Origin of the sequence: Natronosalvus rutilus, assembly GCF_024204665.1 — an archaeon.
Classification (GTDB): Archaea; Halobacteriota; Halobacteria; order Halobacteriales; family Natrialbaceae; genus Natronosalvus; species Natronosalvus rutilus.
The window spans coordinates 1,865,578-1,883,108 of the sequence record NZ_CP100355.1; the positions used below are offsets into that span (position 1 = coordinate 1,865,578).

The window sequence follows — 17,531 nt, forward strand, 5'->3', positions numbered from 1 at the left end:
GTATCGCCCGAACGGAAACGGCTTTCACACAGCCCCGTAAACCCCGACACATGCGAGTCGCAGTACTCGGCGCCGGCACCATGGGCCACGGCATCGCCCAGGTGACGGCCATGGCGGGCCACGACGTGACCGTGCGAGACATCGAAACCGAATACGTCGAGAACGGTCTCGAGTCCATCGAGGCCAACCTCGAGGGCGGCATCGAACGCGACAAGGTCACCCGCGAGGAGGCCGACGCCGCGCTCGAGCGCCTCTCGGGAACGACGGATCTCGCGGACGCCGTCGAGGGCGCGGACCTCGTGATCGAGGCCGTTCCGGAGGACATCGACCTCAAGACGGGAACGCTCGAGGACGTAGAGGCACTCGTCGACGACGAGACGATCGTCGCGACGAACACCTCCTCGCTGTCGATCACGGAAATCGCGAGCGTCGCCGAGCGCGACGGACGGGTGATCGGCCTGCACTTCTTCAACCCGGTCCACATCATGGGGCTGGTCGAGATCGTCGTCGCCGAACAGACTGACGACGACACCGTCCAATTCGCTCACGAGTTCGTCGACAATATCGGCAAGACGCCGGTCGAAGTGACCGACTCTCCCGGGTTTGCCTCCTCGAGACTCGGCGTCGCCCTCGGCGTCGAAGCGATCCGGATGGTCCAGGAAGGGGTCGCCGACCCGCGAGACGTCGACGCGGCGATGGAGCTCGGCTACAACCACCCGATGGGTCCCATCGAACTCGGCGACGTGGTCGGTCTCGACGTTCGCCTGGACATCCTCGAGTACCTGCGCGAGGAACTCGGCGAGCGGTTCAGGCCACCCCAGGCGCTCAAGCGGAAGGTGCGCGCCGGCAAGTTAGGCAAGAAGACCGGCGAGGGCTTTTACGTCTGGGAGGACGGCGAGATCGTGGGGGTCAGCGGCGAGTACGAGGGTGACGACGGCGAAGACGGTGACGACCGCGGAGGGGCGAACTGATGCTCCCCGACGAACCCGTCGACGGCGCCGAGGACGTCGACGCCGCGGCCGAGGACTGCGACCTGGTCCACGCGAGCGTCGGCTACCGCGTGCCCGGCGTCGCGACCGTCACGATCGACCGCCCGGACGCCCGAAACGCGCTCAACGCGCAGGTTCGGCGCGAGTTGAAGGAGATCGCGGCCGCCATCGCCGAGAGCGACGTTCGCGTCGTCGTCCTCACGGGCGCTGACGAGGCGAAGGCGTTCGTCGCCGGCGCCGACGTCGGCGAGTTTCGGGATCGGAGCGCACTCGAGCAGCGCGAAATCTCGAAGCGCCCCCGCGTCTACGAAGTAATCGACGACCTTCCACAGCCGGTAATCGGGCGGCTCAACGGCCACGCGCTGGGAGGGGGCTGCGAACTCGCCCAGGCCTGTGACGTGCGCATCGCCCACGAGCGGGCGAAGATCGGCCAGCCGGAGATCAACCTCGGGATCATGCCCGGTGGCGGCGGCACCCAGCGTCTCCCCCGCCTCGTCGGCGAGGGCCAGGCGATGCGCCTGATCCTCTCGGGCGACCTGATCGACGCCGCGGAGGCGCTCGAGATCGGTCTCGTCGATGTCGTCTGTGGAGACGCCGAGGAACTGGACGAGGAGGTCTACGGGCTCGCCGAATCGATGGCCGAGCAGAGTCCCGTCGCCCTCGAGCTGGCCAAGACCGCCGTCAAGGCGGCTTCGCGGACCGACCTCGAGCAGGGCATCGAGTACGAGGCCGAACTGTTCGCCCAGTTGTTCGGAACCGCGGACAAAAACGAGGGGATCGACGCGTTCTTCGAGGATCGCGAGCCGGAGTGGACGGGCGAATGACATGTGACGAAGCGGAAACGGAGTGTACGCGATTCACGCCCGCCGTGAACGGCGGGGACTCTCTCGCTGTTAAAAGGTAGCCTGAGGTTTCTGGGTCTTTTGCGGACGGTGTTCCGGCCGTCTACGGATCTCGCTCGAGTCGTCGTACCAGCGACTGTACGTGTACAGAAAATCGCGGCGATGGTTGGCTCGAGCGCCGTTCAGGCGGGCGTCTCACGCTCGGCCGGCGGCATTCGGACGGCGTCGACGATGGGTTCGTCGAACGAGAGGCGCATGGCCAGGTCGCCGCCGCTTCGCTTCACGATCCGGAACCCCAGCTTCCGGTAGACGTGTACGGCTCGCTCGTTAGCCGCGTCCACGTCGAGCGTGAGCGCCTCGTGGCCGTTCTTGGCGGCCGTAGCGATCGTGTGCCGGCAGAGTTCGCTCCCGACGCCGCCGTCGTGGTAGTCGGGGTCGACGAAGATCACGAACTCGGGTTCCGCGCTCGAGTTCGGCGCGTAGGCCGCGTGGCCGACGACGCGCGTCCCATCTCGAGCGACGAGATTGGTGCCCGTCTCGAGCAACGCGTCGATCCAGGCGTCGATTCGCTCGAGATGAATCGGCGGCAGTCCCATCGACCGATGTGCGTCGGGGTAGTCCGCGTACATGGACCGGAGGCCCTCGCGGTGGCGGTCGCTCGCTGGTTCGACAAGGAGCGCCCGTCCGTGTTTGTCGATGAAGCGTGGGCACCGGGGCGGACAGCCAGCGGTTCCCTCACACGCTGACGGGTTCCAGGCGGCGCAGGTATCGGTCGACATTATCGTTCTTGTCAGTAGATACGGATGCCAGCACCATCACGTTCGTCCCGAACATGCGTGGGTGCTTTATAACTCTCGAGGGGCGAACGCCACCTCGAGCGGGTATATCGAACGTGCGGCGAGCCCTGGTCCTGCGCTCACTCTGGCGAGACGGTCGTCACCGGTCGCTCGCTACTGAGAATGACTGCCTGGGTGACGCTCCCGAAGAGGACCTTCCCGGTGGGTGTCCGCTTGCGACCGGAGAGACAGATCATGTCGGCCTCGAGTTCGGCCGCCGCCTCGACGAGTTCGCTCGCCGGTTCCCCGCTCGTCTCGTAGTACTCGTACTCGACGTCGTGGTCCTCGAGGACGTCGATGGCGCGTCGGACGGAATCGAGTTGCTGGATCGACGCGCCCTGTGGGTTGTCCTGGAAGACGTGGGCCAGGATCGCGGTCACGTCCGTACTCGCTGCGGGGAGCGAGGCGATCATTCGGGCCTGCGCCTGTGCTCGTTCAACGTCCGTATCCAGACCGACCAGTATCCGGTACATGCGCATCGATTGTGGTGGAATCGTCATAATCTCTCGGGTGCGAAGGTGCCTCGAGCGGGTGTCTCGAACGTGCGGCGAGACTCGGCCCAGTTCTTCGGATGGCGTCTGTGAGCCGAGACGGCGGGAGGAAAACGTATTTATCCGGCCTGTCTGAACAGACATATCATGGCATACAGCTACGAGCCACACTACTTCGAAGACTTCGAAGTGGGACAGACCTTCGAGAGCGTCGGCCGAACCGTGACCGAGTCCGACTTCGTCCTCCACTCGATGTTCACCGGCGACTGGACCGAACTCCACACGAACCGCCACTTTGCCGAGGAGGGTCACTTCGACGGGCGGGTCGCTCACGGCCCGATGACGTTCTCGCTGGCGACCGGGTTCGTCTACCGCTGTGGCATCGTCGAGCGGACGGTCTACGCCTTCCTCGGTATGAACTACATGAACATCCCCAACCCAGTCTACATGGACGACACCATCGAACTCGACATGGAGGTCACCGAGAAGCGCGAACTCTCGAGCAAGGACGACGCGGGTCTGGTGACGATCGATACCACCATGACGAACCAGGAGGACGACGTGGTGTTCGAGGGCGACATGAAGTTCCTCATCAAGCGCCAGGAATAATATTTTAACCTCGTTCGGGCTGAACCGTTCGTCTTCGGTCGATTTTCCGCCCGTCGAACTAATCCTGGAACGTATATAACCCGTTCATCTACGGGTGAATATTTATACAACATCCACGATAGATGGACTTGTGACTCGAGATACCATGAGCCAGGGGAACAGACGGCAATTTCTCAGGGGTGCAGTCGCTGGCGGGGCGGCCGGGTTGACCGGACTCGCCGGGTGTATTCAATCGTCAGGTGACGGCAATGGCGACGGTAACGGTAACGAGAATGGGAACGGTAACGGAAACGGCAACGGCGGCGCAAGCGGAACCGTTCCACTCGCCGTCCTCGAGCCGTTCACGGGACCGTTCAGCGCGCTGGCCGAAGAACGCCACCGAGGAACCGAACTCGCCATCGAACAGATAAACGAGAGCGACGAGTACGAGTTCGAATTCGAGTACGAGGACTACGACACCCAGCTCGACTCCGAATCTGCGATCCAGGAGGCGAACAACGCCGTCCAGTCCCAGGGCGCGGAGTTCTTCACCGGATGCATCTCGAGTTCGGTCGCCCTGGCGATGAACGACTTCGCCCAGAGCAACGAGGTGCTTTACACGCCGGGGGCAGCCGACGTCTCCATCACCGGGGAGAACTGCAACGAGTGGGTGTTCCGGTTCGAGACGAGCACCGCCCAGATCGCGGAGGTCATGTCCCGGTGGCTGGCCGAGGAAATGGGTGGCCGGCTGTTCTACCACATCGCCGACTACGCCTACGGCGACTCCGTCCACAACGAGATCGGCACGCGGATGGAGAACCTCAGCGACGACTACGAGGAGGTCGGCGTCACGCGGTCTGACCCCGGGTCGTCCAACTTCGCCTCGTTCATCACGCAGATATCCGAGGCGAGCGACGAGGCCGACGCGCTCGTCGTCGGCATGACCGGCGGCGACCTGGCAACGTTCCTCACGCAGGCGAAGGACAACGGACTCCACGACGAGATCCCCATCGTGACGACCACCGGCTCGTTCCGGGCAGTCATGGCCGGCGCCGGCGAGGGTGCCTACGGCATCTACAGCGGCACCCGGTACGTTCCGACCATCGAGACCGGCGACAACCAGACGTTCGTCAGCGACTACCAGGACGCCTACGACGGCGAACTCCCGGACAACTTCTCGCGGGTCGGCTACGAGTCGATCCGAATGGTGGCAAACGGCATCCAGGAGGCCGGGTCGACCGATCCGGCCGACGTCAAGGACGTCCTGCCCGGGCTGGAACACGAGACCATCTTCGGCCCCGTCGAGTTTCGGGAGTGTGACCAGCAGGCGACGAACCCGGTCTGGATGGCCGAGTGCGTCGAACCCGAGGAGGGCGACATCGCGGACGTGAATCTCCTCGACGGCTGGGAACTCGACGGCGAAGAGGCCGCACCAGACTGTGAATCCACCGGATGTTCCCTCTGACCGGGTAGTTGAATGATATCTCTCCACGCACTCCTGGCGGCGGACCCGACGGCCGTCTCCTTCGTCTCGTTGCAGGGACTTCTGGACGGACTCACCGTCGGTCTCATCTACGTCCTGCTGGCCGCTGGACTCTCCGTGATTTTCGGCGTCATGCACGTCATCAACTTCGCCCACGGCGAGCTCTTCACACTCGGGGCATACTTCGCGCTGGCGCTGATAGCACCACTCGGCGGTGGGTACGCGTTTTTCGCTGCACTGTTGATTGCGCCACTGCTCGTCGGCGTCGTCGGCGTGGCGATCGAGCGGTTCACCGTCAGACCGCTGTACGGCCGGGACCCGCTCTATCACATCCTCCTGACGTTCGGGCTCGTGCTCGTCATCAACGACTTGATATACATCGTCTGGGGGACCGGAAACCGCTCGTTCACTCGGCCCGAAGTCGTTCGCGGCACGTTCGACCTGGCTGGATTTACGTTTAGTGCGTACAACGTCTTCATCATCGTCTTCGGGAGTCTCGTCGCCCTCGCCGTCTGGGCAGCCCTCGAGTACACTCGCTACGGACTCATCATCCGCGCCGGGTCCCAGGACCGCCAGATGGTCCGCAACCTCGGTATCGACATCGACCGATACTATTCGCTGGTGTTCGGTGCTGGCGCCGCCCTCGCCGCGATCGCGGGGATCACCATCGGCGGAACCCAACAGGTGAGCCCGGAGATGGGCATGGGGTTCATCATCCCAGCGTTCGTCATCGTCGTCCTCGGCGGTCTGGGGAGTTTCAAGGGCGCGGTCGTCGGCGGCCTTCTCGTGGGTATCCTCCAGGAGACGATTATCCGGCCGAACGTCCCTTCACTCGAGGGGATCGTGATCTTCCTGCTGATGATCGGCGTCCTGCTGGTTCGCCCCCAGGGGCTGTTCGGCAGCGAAGCGCCGGAGAACGAGGGCGGAGCGTTGCTGACCGGAACTGACGGAGGCTTTCTCGACTCGGATACGCGGCTCAAACTCGGTATCGTAATGGTGGTCTTGCTGGTGCTGGTCCCGTTCGGAAGCGGCTGGCTCTACTCGGGGTACGCGGTCACGCTCGTGACCCGGATGCTCCTGTGGGGGCTGTTCGCCCTCTCCCTGGACTTCGTCATGGGCTACACCGGACTCGTCTCGCTGGGCCACGTCCTCTTTTGGGGACTCGGCGGGTACGTGGCTGCCATCACACTGATCAACGTAAGCGAATCCGTATTCGTCGCGATCGGACTGGCAATTCTCCTCTCGGCGGTCGCCGCGTGGATCGTCGGCTATCTCTCGATTCGCGTCGCCGGCGTCTACTTCGCGATGATCACGCTCGCGTTCGCCGAACTGTTCCACAACGTAATCAGCGACCTCGACATTTCCGGTGGTTCCGAGGGACTCTTTGGCTTCAGCGCCTTCTACGGCATCGCCGGCGTGGGCGTCGACCTCACCGAAATCGAGGTCGTCCTCGGTCCGGTGATCCTCGGGGGTTCCTCTCTGTTCTACTACGTCGTACTGGCTGCACTCGTCGGGTCGTTCTTCCTCACCCGTCGGATCCTCAACTCGCCGTTCGGTGCGGTGATGAAGGCGATCCGCGAGAACGAGCAGCGAGCGACGTTCCTCGGCTACAATACGACCGTCTACAAGCGCCGCGCGTTCGTCATCAGCGGCGTGGTCGCCGGACTCGCCGGTGGTCTGTCCGCGCTCAACTCGGGGATCATCACGCCATCGGCCACTGAGTGGATCAAGTCGGGCGAGGTCATCGTCATGGTCGTCCTCGGCGGCATGGGGACGCTGTACGGTCCGATCCTGGGCGCATTCGTCTTCTTCGGCCTCGAGGCCGTGTTGATGGACTTCATCGGGGAACGCTGGCGGCTGGTCCTGGGGACCGTTTTCGTCCTCTTCGTAATCTTCCTCCCGCGAGGGCTGGTCTCGCTTCCGGGACAGCTACGCCCACTCCTCTCGGGTGGACCCGGGTCGAAACCGACCCCAGACGACACGACACCGGGAGGTGACGACTGATGGCGACCGAGCCGCTCCCGAACAACACAGATCCCATCCTCCGGACCGAGGGACTGGTCAAACGCTTCGGCGAGTTCACGGCGACGGACCACGTCGACCTCGAACTCGAGCGCGGCGAGTTCCGGAGCCTGATCGGGCCTAACGGCGCCGGCAAGACGACGCTGTTCAACCTCATCTCGGGCGCCCTCCCTGTCACGGACGGGGAGATCTACTTCGCCGGGCGCGACGACGAGGAACCGACGGCCATCACGTCGCTCTCCCCGGCCGAGCGCGTCCGCCGCGGTATCGGCCGATCGTTCCAAATATCAAATATATTTGGAGGATTATCTGTTCGAGAGAACGTTAGACTGGCAGTCCAGTCGGTCAACCGAGAGGAAATTGGACTGCTCGAGTCGCTGTTTCGACCGACCGACCGCTACGACGAGATCGCGGCCGAAACCGAGCGCATCCTCGAGCGTGTCGGCCTCGAATCGGTCGCGGACGTCACCGCCAACGCGCTTGCGTACGGCGATCGCCGTCGTCTCGAGATTGGCGTCGTCCTGGCGACCGATCCCGAACTGGTCTTGCTCGACGAACCGACCGCCGGAATGAGCGTCGACGAGACGCGAGAGACGATCGAATTAATCCAGAACGTCCTCGTTGATCAGACATTATTACTCATCGAACACGACATCGAACTTGTCATGGAACTTTCTGACCGAATCAGCGTGTTGAATCACGGCGAACTCCTCGCAGAGGGGACACCGAACCAGATCGCCAGCAACCAGGCCGTCCAGGACGCCTACCTCGGAGGGACGCTCGATGAGTGATCGCGTCCCGCTCCTCGAACTCGAGGACGTCGACGCGGGCTACGGCGAGACGCGTGTCCTGCACGATTTGTCGCTCGCGATCGAGGAGGGCGAAATCGTCTCGCTGATCGGTCGCAACGGGGCCGGTAAGACGACGACGCTCCGGTCGATCATGGGCATCGTCACGCCTACCTCGGGAATGATCGCCTATCGCGGCGAGGACATCTCGCACCTCGACGCCACTGCGACCGCCAGGCGGGGACTCTCGCTCGTCCCCGAGGAACGCCAGATCTTCCCCGAGTTGACCGTCCGCGAGAACCTCGAACTGGCTTCCTACGGCGGGGCCGACGACGTCGACTCGCTCTCGGTCGACGCGGCGCTCGAGACGTTCGAGAACCTCGCCGAGCGGGAGGGGAACGCCGGGTCATCGCTCTCGGGCGGCGAACAGCAGATGCTCGCCATCGCCCGGGCGCTCGTCGCGGGGGCCGATCTCATCCTGCTCGACGAGCCGACCGAAGGGCTCGCTCCGTACATCGTCCAGGACGTCATGGAGATCATCGAGGACCTCAACGATCGGGGGATCACGGTCCTCCTGATCGAGCAGAACGTCCACGTCGGCCTCGCCCTCGCGGACCGGAACTACGTCATCAATCAGGGCGAGATCGTCTGGGAGGGGACCTCGGCGGAACTCGAGGCCGACGAGGAGGTACTCGATCGGTACCTTGGCGTCACGGCCTGATTTTCGTCCCCCGGTGGAGGATTTTGCTCGAGTCGCCGCCGCTCGAGGAGGTCGCGACACCCGCTCACAGCGTCCAACTTACGACTAATTCGTCACGACGCGCATGACGGGGTTCGCCGTGATTCCGTGGACGACGATCGAGACGAGCACGACGGCCCCAACGAGCGCCCAGAGCAAGTCGGCGTCGGAGAAGGCGGCCTCGTTGAGACCGTGAGCGAGGTAGTAGAACGAGCCGATCCCGCGGATGCCGAAGAACGCGATGGCGCCGCGTTCGGCCCACCCCGTACTCGAGCCGAGGAAGCCGATGAGGCCGGCCAGCGGACGCACGAGGAAGACGATGACGATGGCAGCGATCACCGCCTCGAGCGTCAGCGGCGCCAGTAGTCCTCCGGCGATCGCCCCGCCGAAGAAGACCATGATGACCCCCATGGAGACCTGTTCGGCGAGTTCGCTGATCTCGTGGAGCGCGTCGTTGTACTCGTGCGACCGTTCGGAACTGCGGATCGTCACCGCGGCGACGAAGACGGCGATGAAACCGTAGCCCCCGACGAGTTCGGTAATCCCGTAGACGAGGAGCGTCCCGGCGACGGCCTCGAGGCCCTGGACGGACCTGGCGATCTGCGTGTTCGGTTCGGTACCGAAGATGAGTCTGGCGCTGATCCAGCCGAGGATCACGCCGGCGAGGGTCCCGACGACGATCCGGTAGCCGACGTCGACCAGCAGCCACTCCCCCATCCAGTTGCCCGGGGCGATGCCGACGAGGGCCATGGCGACAGCGAGGTTCGTGAACGGGAAGGCGAAGCCGTCGTTGAGTCCGGCCTCGGAGGAGAGCGCGAACCTGACCTCGTCATCGTACTCCCCGTCGCCGACCACGTCTTCTTCGGATCCGTCTCCGGGGTCCTCGACCTGGACTTCGGAGGCGAGCACCGGATCGGTCGGAGCGATACACGCCCCCAGGAGAATCGCCGTCGGGACGACGAGGCCGACCAGCCACCAGCCAACCAGCGCCGCACCGGCGATCGATAACGGCATTGCGATCAGCAGCAATCGCCAGGTCGACGACCAGGCACGCAGTCCTGGCGCCCGGTCGAGTTTCAGTCCGACGCCCATCAACGCGATGATGACTCCGAACTCCGCCAGCCGTTCGACGACGTGGCCCTGCTCGAGCGGATCTGGAGCAGGAAGCCCGGTCGGCAACCAGAACGCGAGAAACCCTAAAACCACGAAGAAAATGGGCAGAGAAATCGCTCTGTCGGCGACGTATCGGGGAAGCACGGCGATGCCGAACAGCGTCACACCGACGACGACGAAGCCGATGTCGTACAACTCGAGTACCACAGCGGTACTATCCATCAACGATCGGATAAGACCGGACCCGTCAGTTGCAGGCACAGCCTCGTTTGTCGTGGTCGTCGTTCGTTCGCTATGGACCGACGGTTCGGAGGGGCATCGAGCGAGTCGGAGTCGAGCGAATCGGGGCGGAATGCGTCGGACTCGAGTGTGTCGGGGTGGATTGAGTCGAAGTCGACCGAGTCAGAGTCGAGCACCTCGAACCGAATCTCGAGACGCACCGCCCTCGGCATCCTCGCCGTCGGCGTTTCCGCGTCGCTCGCGGGCTGTACCCAGGACGTCGGCGAGGAACTCCCACCGAATAAGTCCTGGCCGATCGCCGAACTCGTTCCCGACCTGCCGATAACGAAACGGACGGACGTGTTCGCGGCGGGAATCGAGTCGATAGACGACGAAATCACCGACGAGGAAGCGTTCGCCGAGGCGCTCGAGGCCGAAGGGCTCGAGGTCGAGTCACTCGAGCGCGAGCGGGACGTGCTGACCCTCGAGTACGTCAACCGGGAGCGGTACGAAACGGGGACGATCCACGAACTCGGGCCGATCACCGGAGCCTACGCGGCCCTGGTCGACGCCGGCTACGACGCCGTCGCCCTCGCGATCACGATTCTCGACGACGCACCCGAATCCTACGGCTCGGCGACGGTCGAGAGCGCGTGGGCCGAACGCTACGTGGCCGGCGACCTGACCGCCGCCGAGTACGGCGAACTGGTGGCGGGGACGATCGACTCGCGGCGCCACCCGCCGTTCGTCGGCGTCTCTCCGGAGGAGTAGCTTTAGACCAACTCGTGGACGCACCGGTCGTCTCGGTAGCCTCGTTCAGGACGTCGCTCGAGTCGGTGCCCATGGCCCGCCTCCCGGGTTTCCGCCGCCGCCAGCTTGCCGATTCCCGCGGCGTTTATTACGTTCCCTTCCCGTCTTCAGGGTATGACCATATACGAGAGCGACCTTCCCGGCGTCGGCAAGAAGTACGAGGTGGAACTCGAGGACGGGGAGCGCCTCATCATCGTCACCCACAACACGGGTAAACGGGAAATCTACAAGAAAGACGAGGAGGGTGCAGACAGCGAAAAGGTATTCGAAATGTCCGATCGGCTCGCCCGAAAGGTAGGAACGATCCTCGAGGGCGCGTACTTCCAGCCGGTGCAATCCGACCGCGTCGAGACCATGCTCACCGGCGAGACGTTCATCGAGTGGTACAACCTGGACCCGGCCTCGGTACTCGTCGGCCAGACCATCGCCGAGGCACAGATTCGCGAGCGAACCGGCGTCTCGATCGTCGCGATCCAGCGCGGCGAGGAGGTTCTCGCCGCCCCGGGCCCGGAGACGACGTTCGCGGCCGACGACACGCTCGTCGTCGTCGGCGACCGCGACGACTGTCGAGACTTCGAATCACTCGTTGGAGGCGACGGAGGAAGGTGATCCCCGTGCGGCCACCACTGGAGGTGTCCGAGAGTGGCAGCTGAAACCCACCTCGTCGACGTCGGCGCGCTCTTCGCCGTCGCCGCCATCGCCGGCCTGCTCGCCTCACGGATCGACCAGTCGGTGATCCCGTTTTACATCATCGCCGGGATGCTTTCGGGCCCGTACGTGCTCGGAACGCTCGACCTTCCGGCCCTCCTGGGGACCGGCGTTCTCCCCCACGGGGAAGCACTGGCGCTCGACGGCCAGTCCGAGTTCATCCATTTGGGTGCCGAACTCGGGATCGTCTTCTTGCTGTTCTTCCTGGGCCTCGAGTTCAACCTCGAGCGACTGCTGGCGTCCAGACACGACATCGGGAGGGCCGGGAGCGTCGACCTGGTCATCAACTTCGGTGCCGGACTGCTCCTCGGTTTCGTCCTCTTCGAATCCCTCCTCGCGGCCCTGCTCGTCGCGGGCATCGTCTACATCTCCTCGAGCGCGATCATCACGAAGTCCCTGATCGACCTCGGCTGGATCGCCAACGACGAGGCGAACCCGCTGCTCGGCACGCTCGTCTACGAGGACCTCTTCATCGCGATCTACCTCGCGGTGGTCTCCGCGCTCGTTCTAGGCGGCGGCGACGTTGGCGAGGCGCTCGGCTCGATCGGGATCGCGATTGGGTTCATCCTCGCGCTCCTGATACTCGTCCAGTTCGGCACTGCCTGGTTCCAGCGAAGTCTCGAGACGGACTCCAACGAGTTCCTCGTCCTCCGGGCACTGGGAATCCTCGTCCTGATCGCGGGCGCCGCGCTCGCCCTTGGCGTGAGCGAGGCCGTCGCCGCCTTCTTCGTCGGGATGGCCTTTTCGGCGACCGACCACGTCCATGACCTCGAACAACTGCTCGAGCCCGTCCGAGACGTCTTCGCCGCCATCTTCTTCTTCTGGATCGGTCTCGAGACGAACCCACAATTGTTCGCCGGCGTCGCCGGGCTGATCGCCGTCGCGGTGATCGTCACGACGCCGACGAAACTGCTAAGCGGCTACCTCGGTGGCCGAATCTACGACCTGGACGAGCGACGATCCCTGCGAGTCGGCCTCGGCATGACGACCCGCGGCGAGTTCTCACTGATCATCGCGAGCATCGCCGTGGCGGGCGCCGGCGGGGCGCTTTCTGACTCGATTGCGACCGACATCTACGCGTTTGCCGTCGGCTACGTCCTCGTCATGAGCATCCTCGGGACGACGTTCATGCAGTACGCCGACCGCATCGAAGCGGTGCTCGTGCCGCGTCTCGAGGCGCGCAGCGGGGCGGTCTCGAGCAGCGACTGATCGATCGTTTCGACCGTCGAAACAGTGCGTTTCCCGACTCTTTCGGCCAGCAGTGCGTTCTTTCCGTTTGAACGGACGTATTAGCCGTGTGAAACGATATCCACGATTAATTGCTCTCACCGTGTGGGTAGCACTACCTCACAGGGGGGTGAGGTGACACCAATAACAAACGAAACGAACCCGCCAACGGACGACGTACCGCGCCGTGCGCTCTTGCGCGCTGGAGCGCTGACTGGCGCTTTGCTGCTCGTTCCGGTCGGCACGGCAACCGCCTACGACTTCCCGAGCACCAACGCGGACAACGAAGCGAACGGGGACCCGTTCGTCGACGTTGCCAGCCAGGACAACTGTGAAATCGCGCTCGAGTTCACCAATCCACACGGATATCTCGCGTGTTTCGAGGTGCGAGTTGACGGCCAGACGAGAACGAGCGGCACGGAACATCCGGTCGTCGACGGCGACTACATCTACGAGAACTACTGCGTGACGGACGGGACGAGGACGGAAACGTTCGAGGCCACCCAGCAGGTCGACGTGCGACTCGCCCTCGGCGCCGAACGCGACCACGACTTCGACTGGGTCTCGTTTGGCATCGACGCGTGCGAACCGGAGTCGCGAGCCGACTGTAAGGGGGGCGGATGGAAGACCTACGGCTTCCGCAACCAGGGCCAGTGTATCCGGTACGTCAACACCGGAAAAGACAGTCGGTGACCGGCGTCAGCGCTCTCAGCCACCCGTTTTTTCGTCGAGGCAACCGTGGTGAGACGAAGATACTGCCGTGACTGGCCCCAACAGACAACTTCAAACCCCTCGAGCCCCCTCCCTCCTCCGTATGCTCGAGGCAGTCGTCTTCGACCTAGATTACACGCTGGCGGTCCCCGACCGGGACCGGGAGACGTTGCTCACCGAGGCGACGGCCGCGGCCGGTGCGCCGCCGCTCTCGAGGGAGGCGTACCTCGAGGCTCATCGGAACAACCTCACGCGCGAGAGCCGCGAGCCCATCTTCGCGGACCTGCTCGCCGACCACGACACGAGTGCCGAACCCGGCGCCGTCGCCACGGCCTACCGGGAGTCCATCGCCGACGCCCTCACCCCGCTGCCGGACGTCGAATCCATGCTCGAGGACCTCCGGTCGACCTACCGCGTGGGACTCTTGACGAACGGCCCCGTCCGCGCCCAGCGGGACAAACTCGAGACGCTCGGCTGGGAGGGCCGATTCGATGCTGCGCTCGTTACTGGTGAGCTCGAGGCGGGCAAGCCCGACCCGCGGGCGTTCGAGGCGATCCTGGAGGAACTGTCGGTCGCACCCGAGCGAGCCGTCTACGTCGGCGATGAGCGCGAGGCGGACGTGGAGGGGGCGACTCGAGCGGGAATGCGGGCGGTTCAGGTGATCCGGGCGGACACGAAACCTGATTCGCGGGCGGTCGCCCACGTCGACCAATCCACTCTCGCGCGCGAACTGCCCGCGGTTCTCGCGGCGCTGTAGCCACTAGCGCCCGCACGCCGTCGCTCGAGTCGCGGGCGGTCCTGGCCCGTCACCGATACGTGGGGGCCACCTCCACGCTCGGTACTGGGCGCTTCCGCTATTATATATATATATATATATATATATATATATACTGAATTTGATAGGTGGTAATAGGCGGTTTGATTTATACATAATCCATAGAATATCTCTGATGAGCGTTTGTGTAGCCCTCGACTACGAGTACGTATGGTGATATCGCGCATACCGGTTCTGGGCTACTAACCGCATGCTCACCCCGATATGGAGTAAAGGTTGGACGTAGCAGCTCTTGATTCCGGATTAACCGCTAAACTGAAAGCGAAAGATAGGGGTCTCAGTGAAAATGCACCACTAACAAATGGAGAATTTCACAGAGGGATGATCACTTCTATGATCGTACTGGCCAGAACACTTGGTGGTCATAACCACGACAGTTGTCCGGAAGAGGTGTGTAGAAGTGGTCTATGGACGAACCTAGGAAGAAATCTTGGAGTAGGCGATTATCGCTCGAGATAGCGTCCAGGCCAGAAGGAGGCGTGAGCATGACAAAGCGAGTAACCCGAAAAGAGGGAGAAATCACACACTCAAACGTTCATAATCGGTTTCCGTCTTGCGTTTTCCGGATTAGCGGTAACCAGGAAGAGAAACGTTACGAAGAGCGTCTCAGATCCATTCCACGAAATTGAATTCGCTGGTTTAGAGCCTTCTCTGGAGGGATCTCACTCACCCACTCGAGTCGAGCGTGTGGCCGTCCAGTCTCCAATTCCAAAGTTCATAATCGGTTCTCTGCTATCGGTTTTGGGTCCTAGACACCACTGAAATTACCGAAGAAACCGAGACCTCTCTCGAGAAAGAAAACACATTATAGAGAGCTTCTCGAGCCGATTATGCACGATTGACGCCTCGAGTTCTGGATCTGCTCAGCGAGTACCGATCACGAAACGGCCCTCGCTCGCTCAATAATCTCGGTAATCACAAAAACAGTCGTGAACGCGCCCTAATCGTCTCGAGAGGCCCCTTACTCGACGATTAGGGTCACAAGTCATACGCTCGAGGAAGATCCTCATCGTGCAACCGTTCCTAGACTCTCTTCATAATCGGTCCTCGAAACAGAGACCATACCTACTCTTCCGGACAGAGAACCCGATTATGAGTTATTTGAAACGCGATTAGTACGTTTTGTTGTAATCCTCAGTAGGTTCCAAGAGTTGTCTGCTGAATACAGAGGATAGATGCAGCACAGCAGATTCGTTTGTTTCACAATCTCAGGTCGGAACCAACCGATACATTCGGATGCGAGTTGACCGCCGAGTATTCCAATAATTCGGAGGGCGGCAGCGAACAAGATGCTGTCCAAGAGCACGCACCTGCTACGCTTTGAATAAAACTATGATTTGACCCTCCAATAGATTTTTCTGTCAGAGCGCGAAGTACTTTCGTATGCAACGGAGACAAGTCCTTTTTGGGTGTGCGACAGCACTGCCCGGAATCACAGGCTGTCTCGATTCTGAACCTCCGGTAGACTCTGCTTTTGTTTCGTTTTCCGAAGACTCTGATAAGGGTGTCGGCGTCGAAGTTTCGAAAGGAGACTTCGAGAGTCTGTGGATCGAAATCGAAAACGTCGATGGCGGGTTCATGATTTACGAGGGGGTTGATCGCCCCTCTATTTACATCAACGACGATGAGTACTATACTGCGGGTGATATCTGTTACAAGAAGAGTTTCGGCGCCGACTGTGTAGAGGGCTCCCTTGACGAAGAAACCCAGGAGTCCTTCTATTTAAGCGCCGAGATTCGCGTCTACGGTATCCTTGATGGAGAGCAGACGCTATTGGAGACGTATGCACACAAGTGAAAACCGTAGTGTGCTTATTCTACCACCGTGGGAGGCCTAGACTGAAAGTGGTGTGTACATCGCCTATACTGAGCGTTCGACCCTTCACGCGGATCGCGCTCTACCGAGTGCCACATTCGCGCTCTCTATTCGCACGACAACCGAAATGTATCGCCATAGATGGGTCTCACCGAGGCACAGTTCGCATCGTCTTTCCGCGACGAGGAACTGGACGCGAATAATCGAAAATAGCCACCTTAATGGTTCCATTCGTGCAATTCTTGCACAATGGTACACGGGAAGATGTCTGCGTCCGGCCACGAACAGGTAACGCACTTCGTCGACGACGAAACCGGCCTCGAGGCGATCGTCGCCATCCACGACACGACGCTCGGTCCCTCCCTCGGTGGCACCCGACTCCTGCCCTACGAGAGCCACGACGCCGCCCTGCGCGACGTCATGCGCCTCTCGCGCGCGATGACCTACAAGGCGGCCGCCGCGGACCTCGACCTGGGCGGCGGGAAGGCCGTCATCCGCGCCGATCCGACCGAGAAGACCGAGGACCTGATGGCCGCCTACGGGCGAATGATCGACCGACTCGGCGGGTACTACATCACCTCCGTCGACGTCAACACCGGCGTCGCGGACATGGACGTGATCGCGGGCGAAACCGACCACGTCGTCGGAACCAGCGCAGGACTCGGAGACCCCTCGCCGATCACGTCTCGCGGCGTCTTCGAGGGGCTTCGGGCCTGCGTCGAGGCCACCTACGGGACGCCGGACGTGGACGGCCTCTCCGTCGTCGTCCAGGGCGTCGGGAAAGTCGGCAGCGGCCTCGCCGAACTCCTCGACGAGCACGGTGCCGAGGTCGCGGTGAGCGACATCGACGAGGAGGCGACGGCCGCGCTCGCCCGCGAGTACGGCTTCGAGACCGTCGCCCCCTCCGCCGTCTACGAACAGCCCTGTGACGTCTTCGCCCCCTGTGCGATCGGCGGCGTCGTCAACGACGAGACGGTTCCCCAACTCGAGTGCGACATCGTTGCCGGTGGGGCGAACAACATCCTCGACGAGCGAGCCCACGCGCAGGCGCTTCGCGACCGGGACATTCTCTACGCGCCTGATTACGTGCTCAACGCAGGCGGCCTGATCACCGTCGCGGCCGAACACACCGGCGACACGCGAGAACAGGCGCTCGCCGACGCGATGGCCATCGGCGACCGGACCCGGACGCTCATCGAGCGCGCGGACGCCGAGGACGTGACCATCCTCGAGGCCGCGGATCGGTACGCGCTCGAGCGGATCGAGGCGGCGAGAGCCGAGGCGACGTCTCCGTCGTCTAGGTAGGTACCTGAGC

The 17,531-nt window shown here is 62.8% G+C and carries 17 protein-coding genes; 14 read left to right on the plus strand and 3 right to left on the minus strand.

Annotation, left to right across the window (positions count from 1 at the left end; genetic code table 11):
• Window positions 1–50: 50 nt before the first annotated feature.
• Window positions 51–971, plus strand: a complete 921-nt coding sequence (locus tag NGM29_RS09050) for a 3-hydroxyacyl-CoA dehydrogenase family protein (RefSeq protein ID WP_254160330.1) — start codon at window positions 51–53, stop codon at window positions 969–971.
• Complete coding sequence (locus NGM29_RS09055; protein ID WP_254160332.1) at window positions 971–1,813, plus strand: enoyl-CoA hydratase/isomerase family protein; 843 nt, start codon at window positions 971–973, stop codon at window positions 1,811–1,813. Before NGM29_RS09050 ends, NGM29_RS09055 begins: the two co-directional genes overlap by 1 nt.
• Window positions 1,814–2,013: 200 nt before the next feature.
• On the opposite strand, the gene NGM29_RS09060 is transcribed toward NGM29_RS09055, so the two are convergent.
• Both NGM29_RS09060 and NGM29_RS09065 read right to left on the minus strand, forming a co-directional pair.
• Entirely contained in the window at window positions 2,014–2,610 is a 597-nt protein-coding gene (locus NGM29_RS09060) for a GNAT family N-acetyltransferase (protein ID WP_254160334.1), read from the minus strand.
• A gap of 137 nt (window positions 2,611–2,747) precedes the next feature.
• A complete protein-coding gene (locus NGM29_RS09065) occupies window positions 2,748–3,140 on the minus strand; it encodes a universal stress protein (protein ID WP_254160336.1) in 393 nt (130 codons plus the stop codon).
• A gap of 165 nt (window positions 3,141–3,305) precedes the next feature.
• On the opposite strand from NGM29_RS09065, the gene NGM29_RS09070 reads away from it, so the two are divergent.
• From NGM29_RS09070 to NGM29_RS09090, 5 genes are all read left to right on the plus strand, one after another.
• On the plus strand, window positions 3,306–3,767 hold the full coding sequence (locus NGM29_RS09070) for a MaoC/PaaZ C-terminal domain-containing protein (RefSeq protein WP_254160338.1): 462 nt from the start codon (window positions 3,306–3,308) through the stop codon (window positions 3,765–3,767).
• Window positions 3,768–3,912: 145 nt separating this feature from the next.
• Window positions 3,913–5,211, plus strand: coding sequence for an ABC transporter substrate-binding protein (locus tag NGM29_RS09075; protein ID WP_254160340.1), 1,299 nt, complete (start codon window positions 3,913–3,915; stop codon window positions 5,209–5,211).
• A gap of 12 nt (window positions 5,212–5,223) precedes the next feature.
• Entirely contained in the window at window positions 5,224–7,233 is a 2,010-nt protein-coding gene (locus NGM29_RS09080) for an ABC transporter permease (RefSeq protein WP_254160342.1), read from the plus strand.
• On the plus strand, window positions 7,233–8,042 hold the full coding sequence (locus NGM29_RS09085) for an ABC transporter ATP-binding protein (RefSeq protein WP_254160344.1): 810 nt from the start codon (window positions 7,233–7,235) through the stop codon (window positions 8,040–8,042). The genes NGM29_RS09080 and NGM29_RS09085 overlap by 1 nt, the downstream gene beginning before the upstream one ends.
• Window positions 8,035–8,760, plus strand: coding sequence for an ABC transporter ATP-binding protein (locus tag NGM29_RS09090; RefSeq protein ID WP_254160346.1), 726 nt, complete (start codon window positions 8,035–8,037; stop codon window positions 8,758–8,760). Before NGM29_RS09085 ends, NGM29_RS09090 begins: the two co-directional genes overlap by 8 nt.
• Before the next feature lie 84 nt (window positions 8,761–8,844).
• Here the strand turns inward: NGM29_RS09090 and NGM29_RS09095 are convergent, their stop codons facing one another.
• Window positions 8,845–10,098, minus strand: a complete 1,254-nt coding sequence (locus NGM29_RS09095) for a cation:proton antiporter (protein WP_254160518.1) — start codon at window positions 10,096–10,098, stop codon at window positions 8,845–8,847.
• Window positions 10,099–10,185: 87 nt separating this feature from the next.
• Here NGM29_RS09095 and NGM29_RS09100 point away from each other — a divergent pair, with 87 nt between their 5' ends.
• The 7 genes from NGM29_RS09100 to NGM29_RS09130 all read left to right on the plus strand — a co-directional run bounded on the left by NGM29_RS09100 (window position 10,186) and on the right by NGM29_RS09130 (window position 17,521).
• The gene (locus tag NGM29_RS09100; protein ID WP_254160348.1) at window positions 10,186–10,881 is read left to right on the plus strand and encodes a DUF8159 domain-containing protein; all 696 of its coding nucleotides are present in this window, start codon (window positions 10,186–10,188) and stop codon (window positions 10,879–10,881) included.
• A gap of 153 nt (window positions 10,882–11,034) precedes the next feature.
• Entirely contained in the window at window positions 11,035–11,529 is a 495-nt protein-coding gene (locus NGM29_RS09105; protein WP_254160350.1) for a cation:proton antiporter regulatory subunit, read from the plus strand.
• A 33-nt stretch (window positions 11,530–11,562) separates the two neighbouring features.
• On the plus strand, window positions 11,563–12,837 hold the full coding sequence (locus NGM29_RS09110) for a cation:proton antiporter (protein WP_254160352.1): 1,275 nt from the start codon (window positions 11,563–11,565) through the stop codon (window positions 12,835–12,837).
• 153 nt (window positions 12,838–12,990) lie between these two features.
• Complete coding sequence (locus NGM29_RS09115; protein ID WP_254160354.1) at window positions 12,991–13,548, plus strand: hypothetical protein; 558 nt, start codon at window positions 12,991–12,993, stop codon at window positions 13,546–13,548.
• A gap of 121 nt (window positions 13,549–13,669) precedes the next feature.
• A complete protein-coding gene (locus NGM29_RS09120; protein ID WP_254160356.1) occupies window positions 13,670–14,323 on the plus strand; it encodes an HAD family hydrolase in 654 nt (217 codons plus the stop codon).
• Window positions 14,324–15,784: 1,461 nt separating this feature from the next.
• Window positions 15,785–16,198 (plus strand): hypothetical protein, encoded by a 414-nt coding sequence (locus NGM29_RS09125; RefSeq protein ID WP_254160357.1) that lies wholly within the window; start codon window positions 15,785–15,787, stop codon window positions 16,196–16,198.
• Between the two features lie 267 nt (window positions 16,199–16,465).
• Window positions 16,466–17,521, plus strand: coding sequence for a Leu/Phe/Val dehydrogenase (locus tag NGM29_RS09130; RefSeq protein WP_254160358.1), 1,056 nt, complete (start codon window positions 16,466–16,468; stop codon window positions 17,519–17,521).
• Window positions 17,522–17,531: the final 10 nt, after the last annotated feature.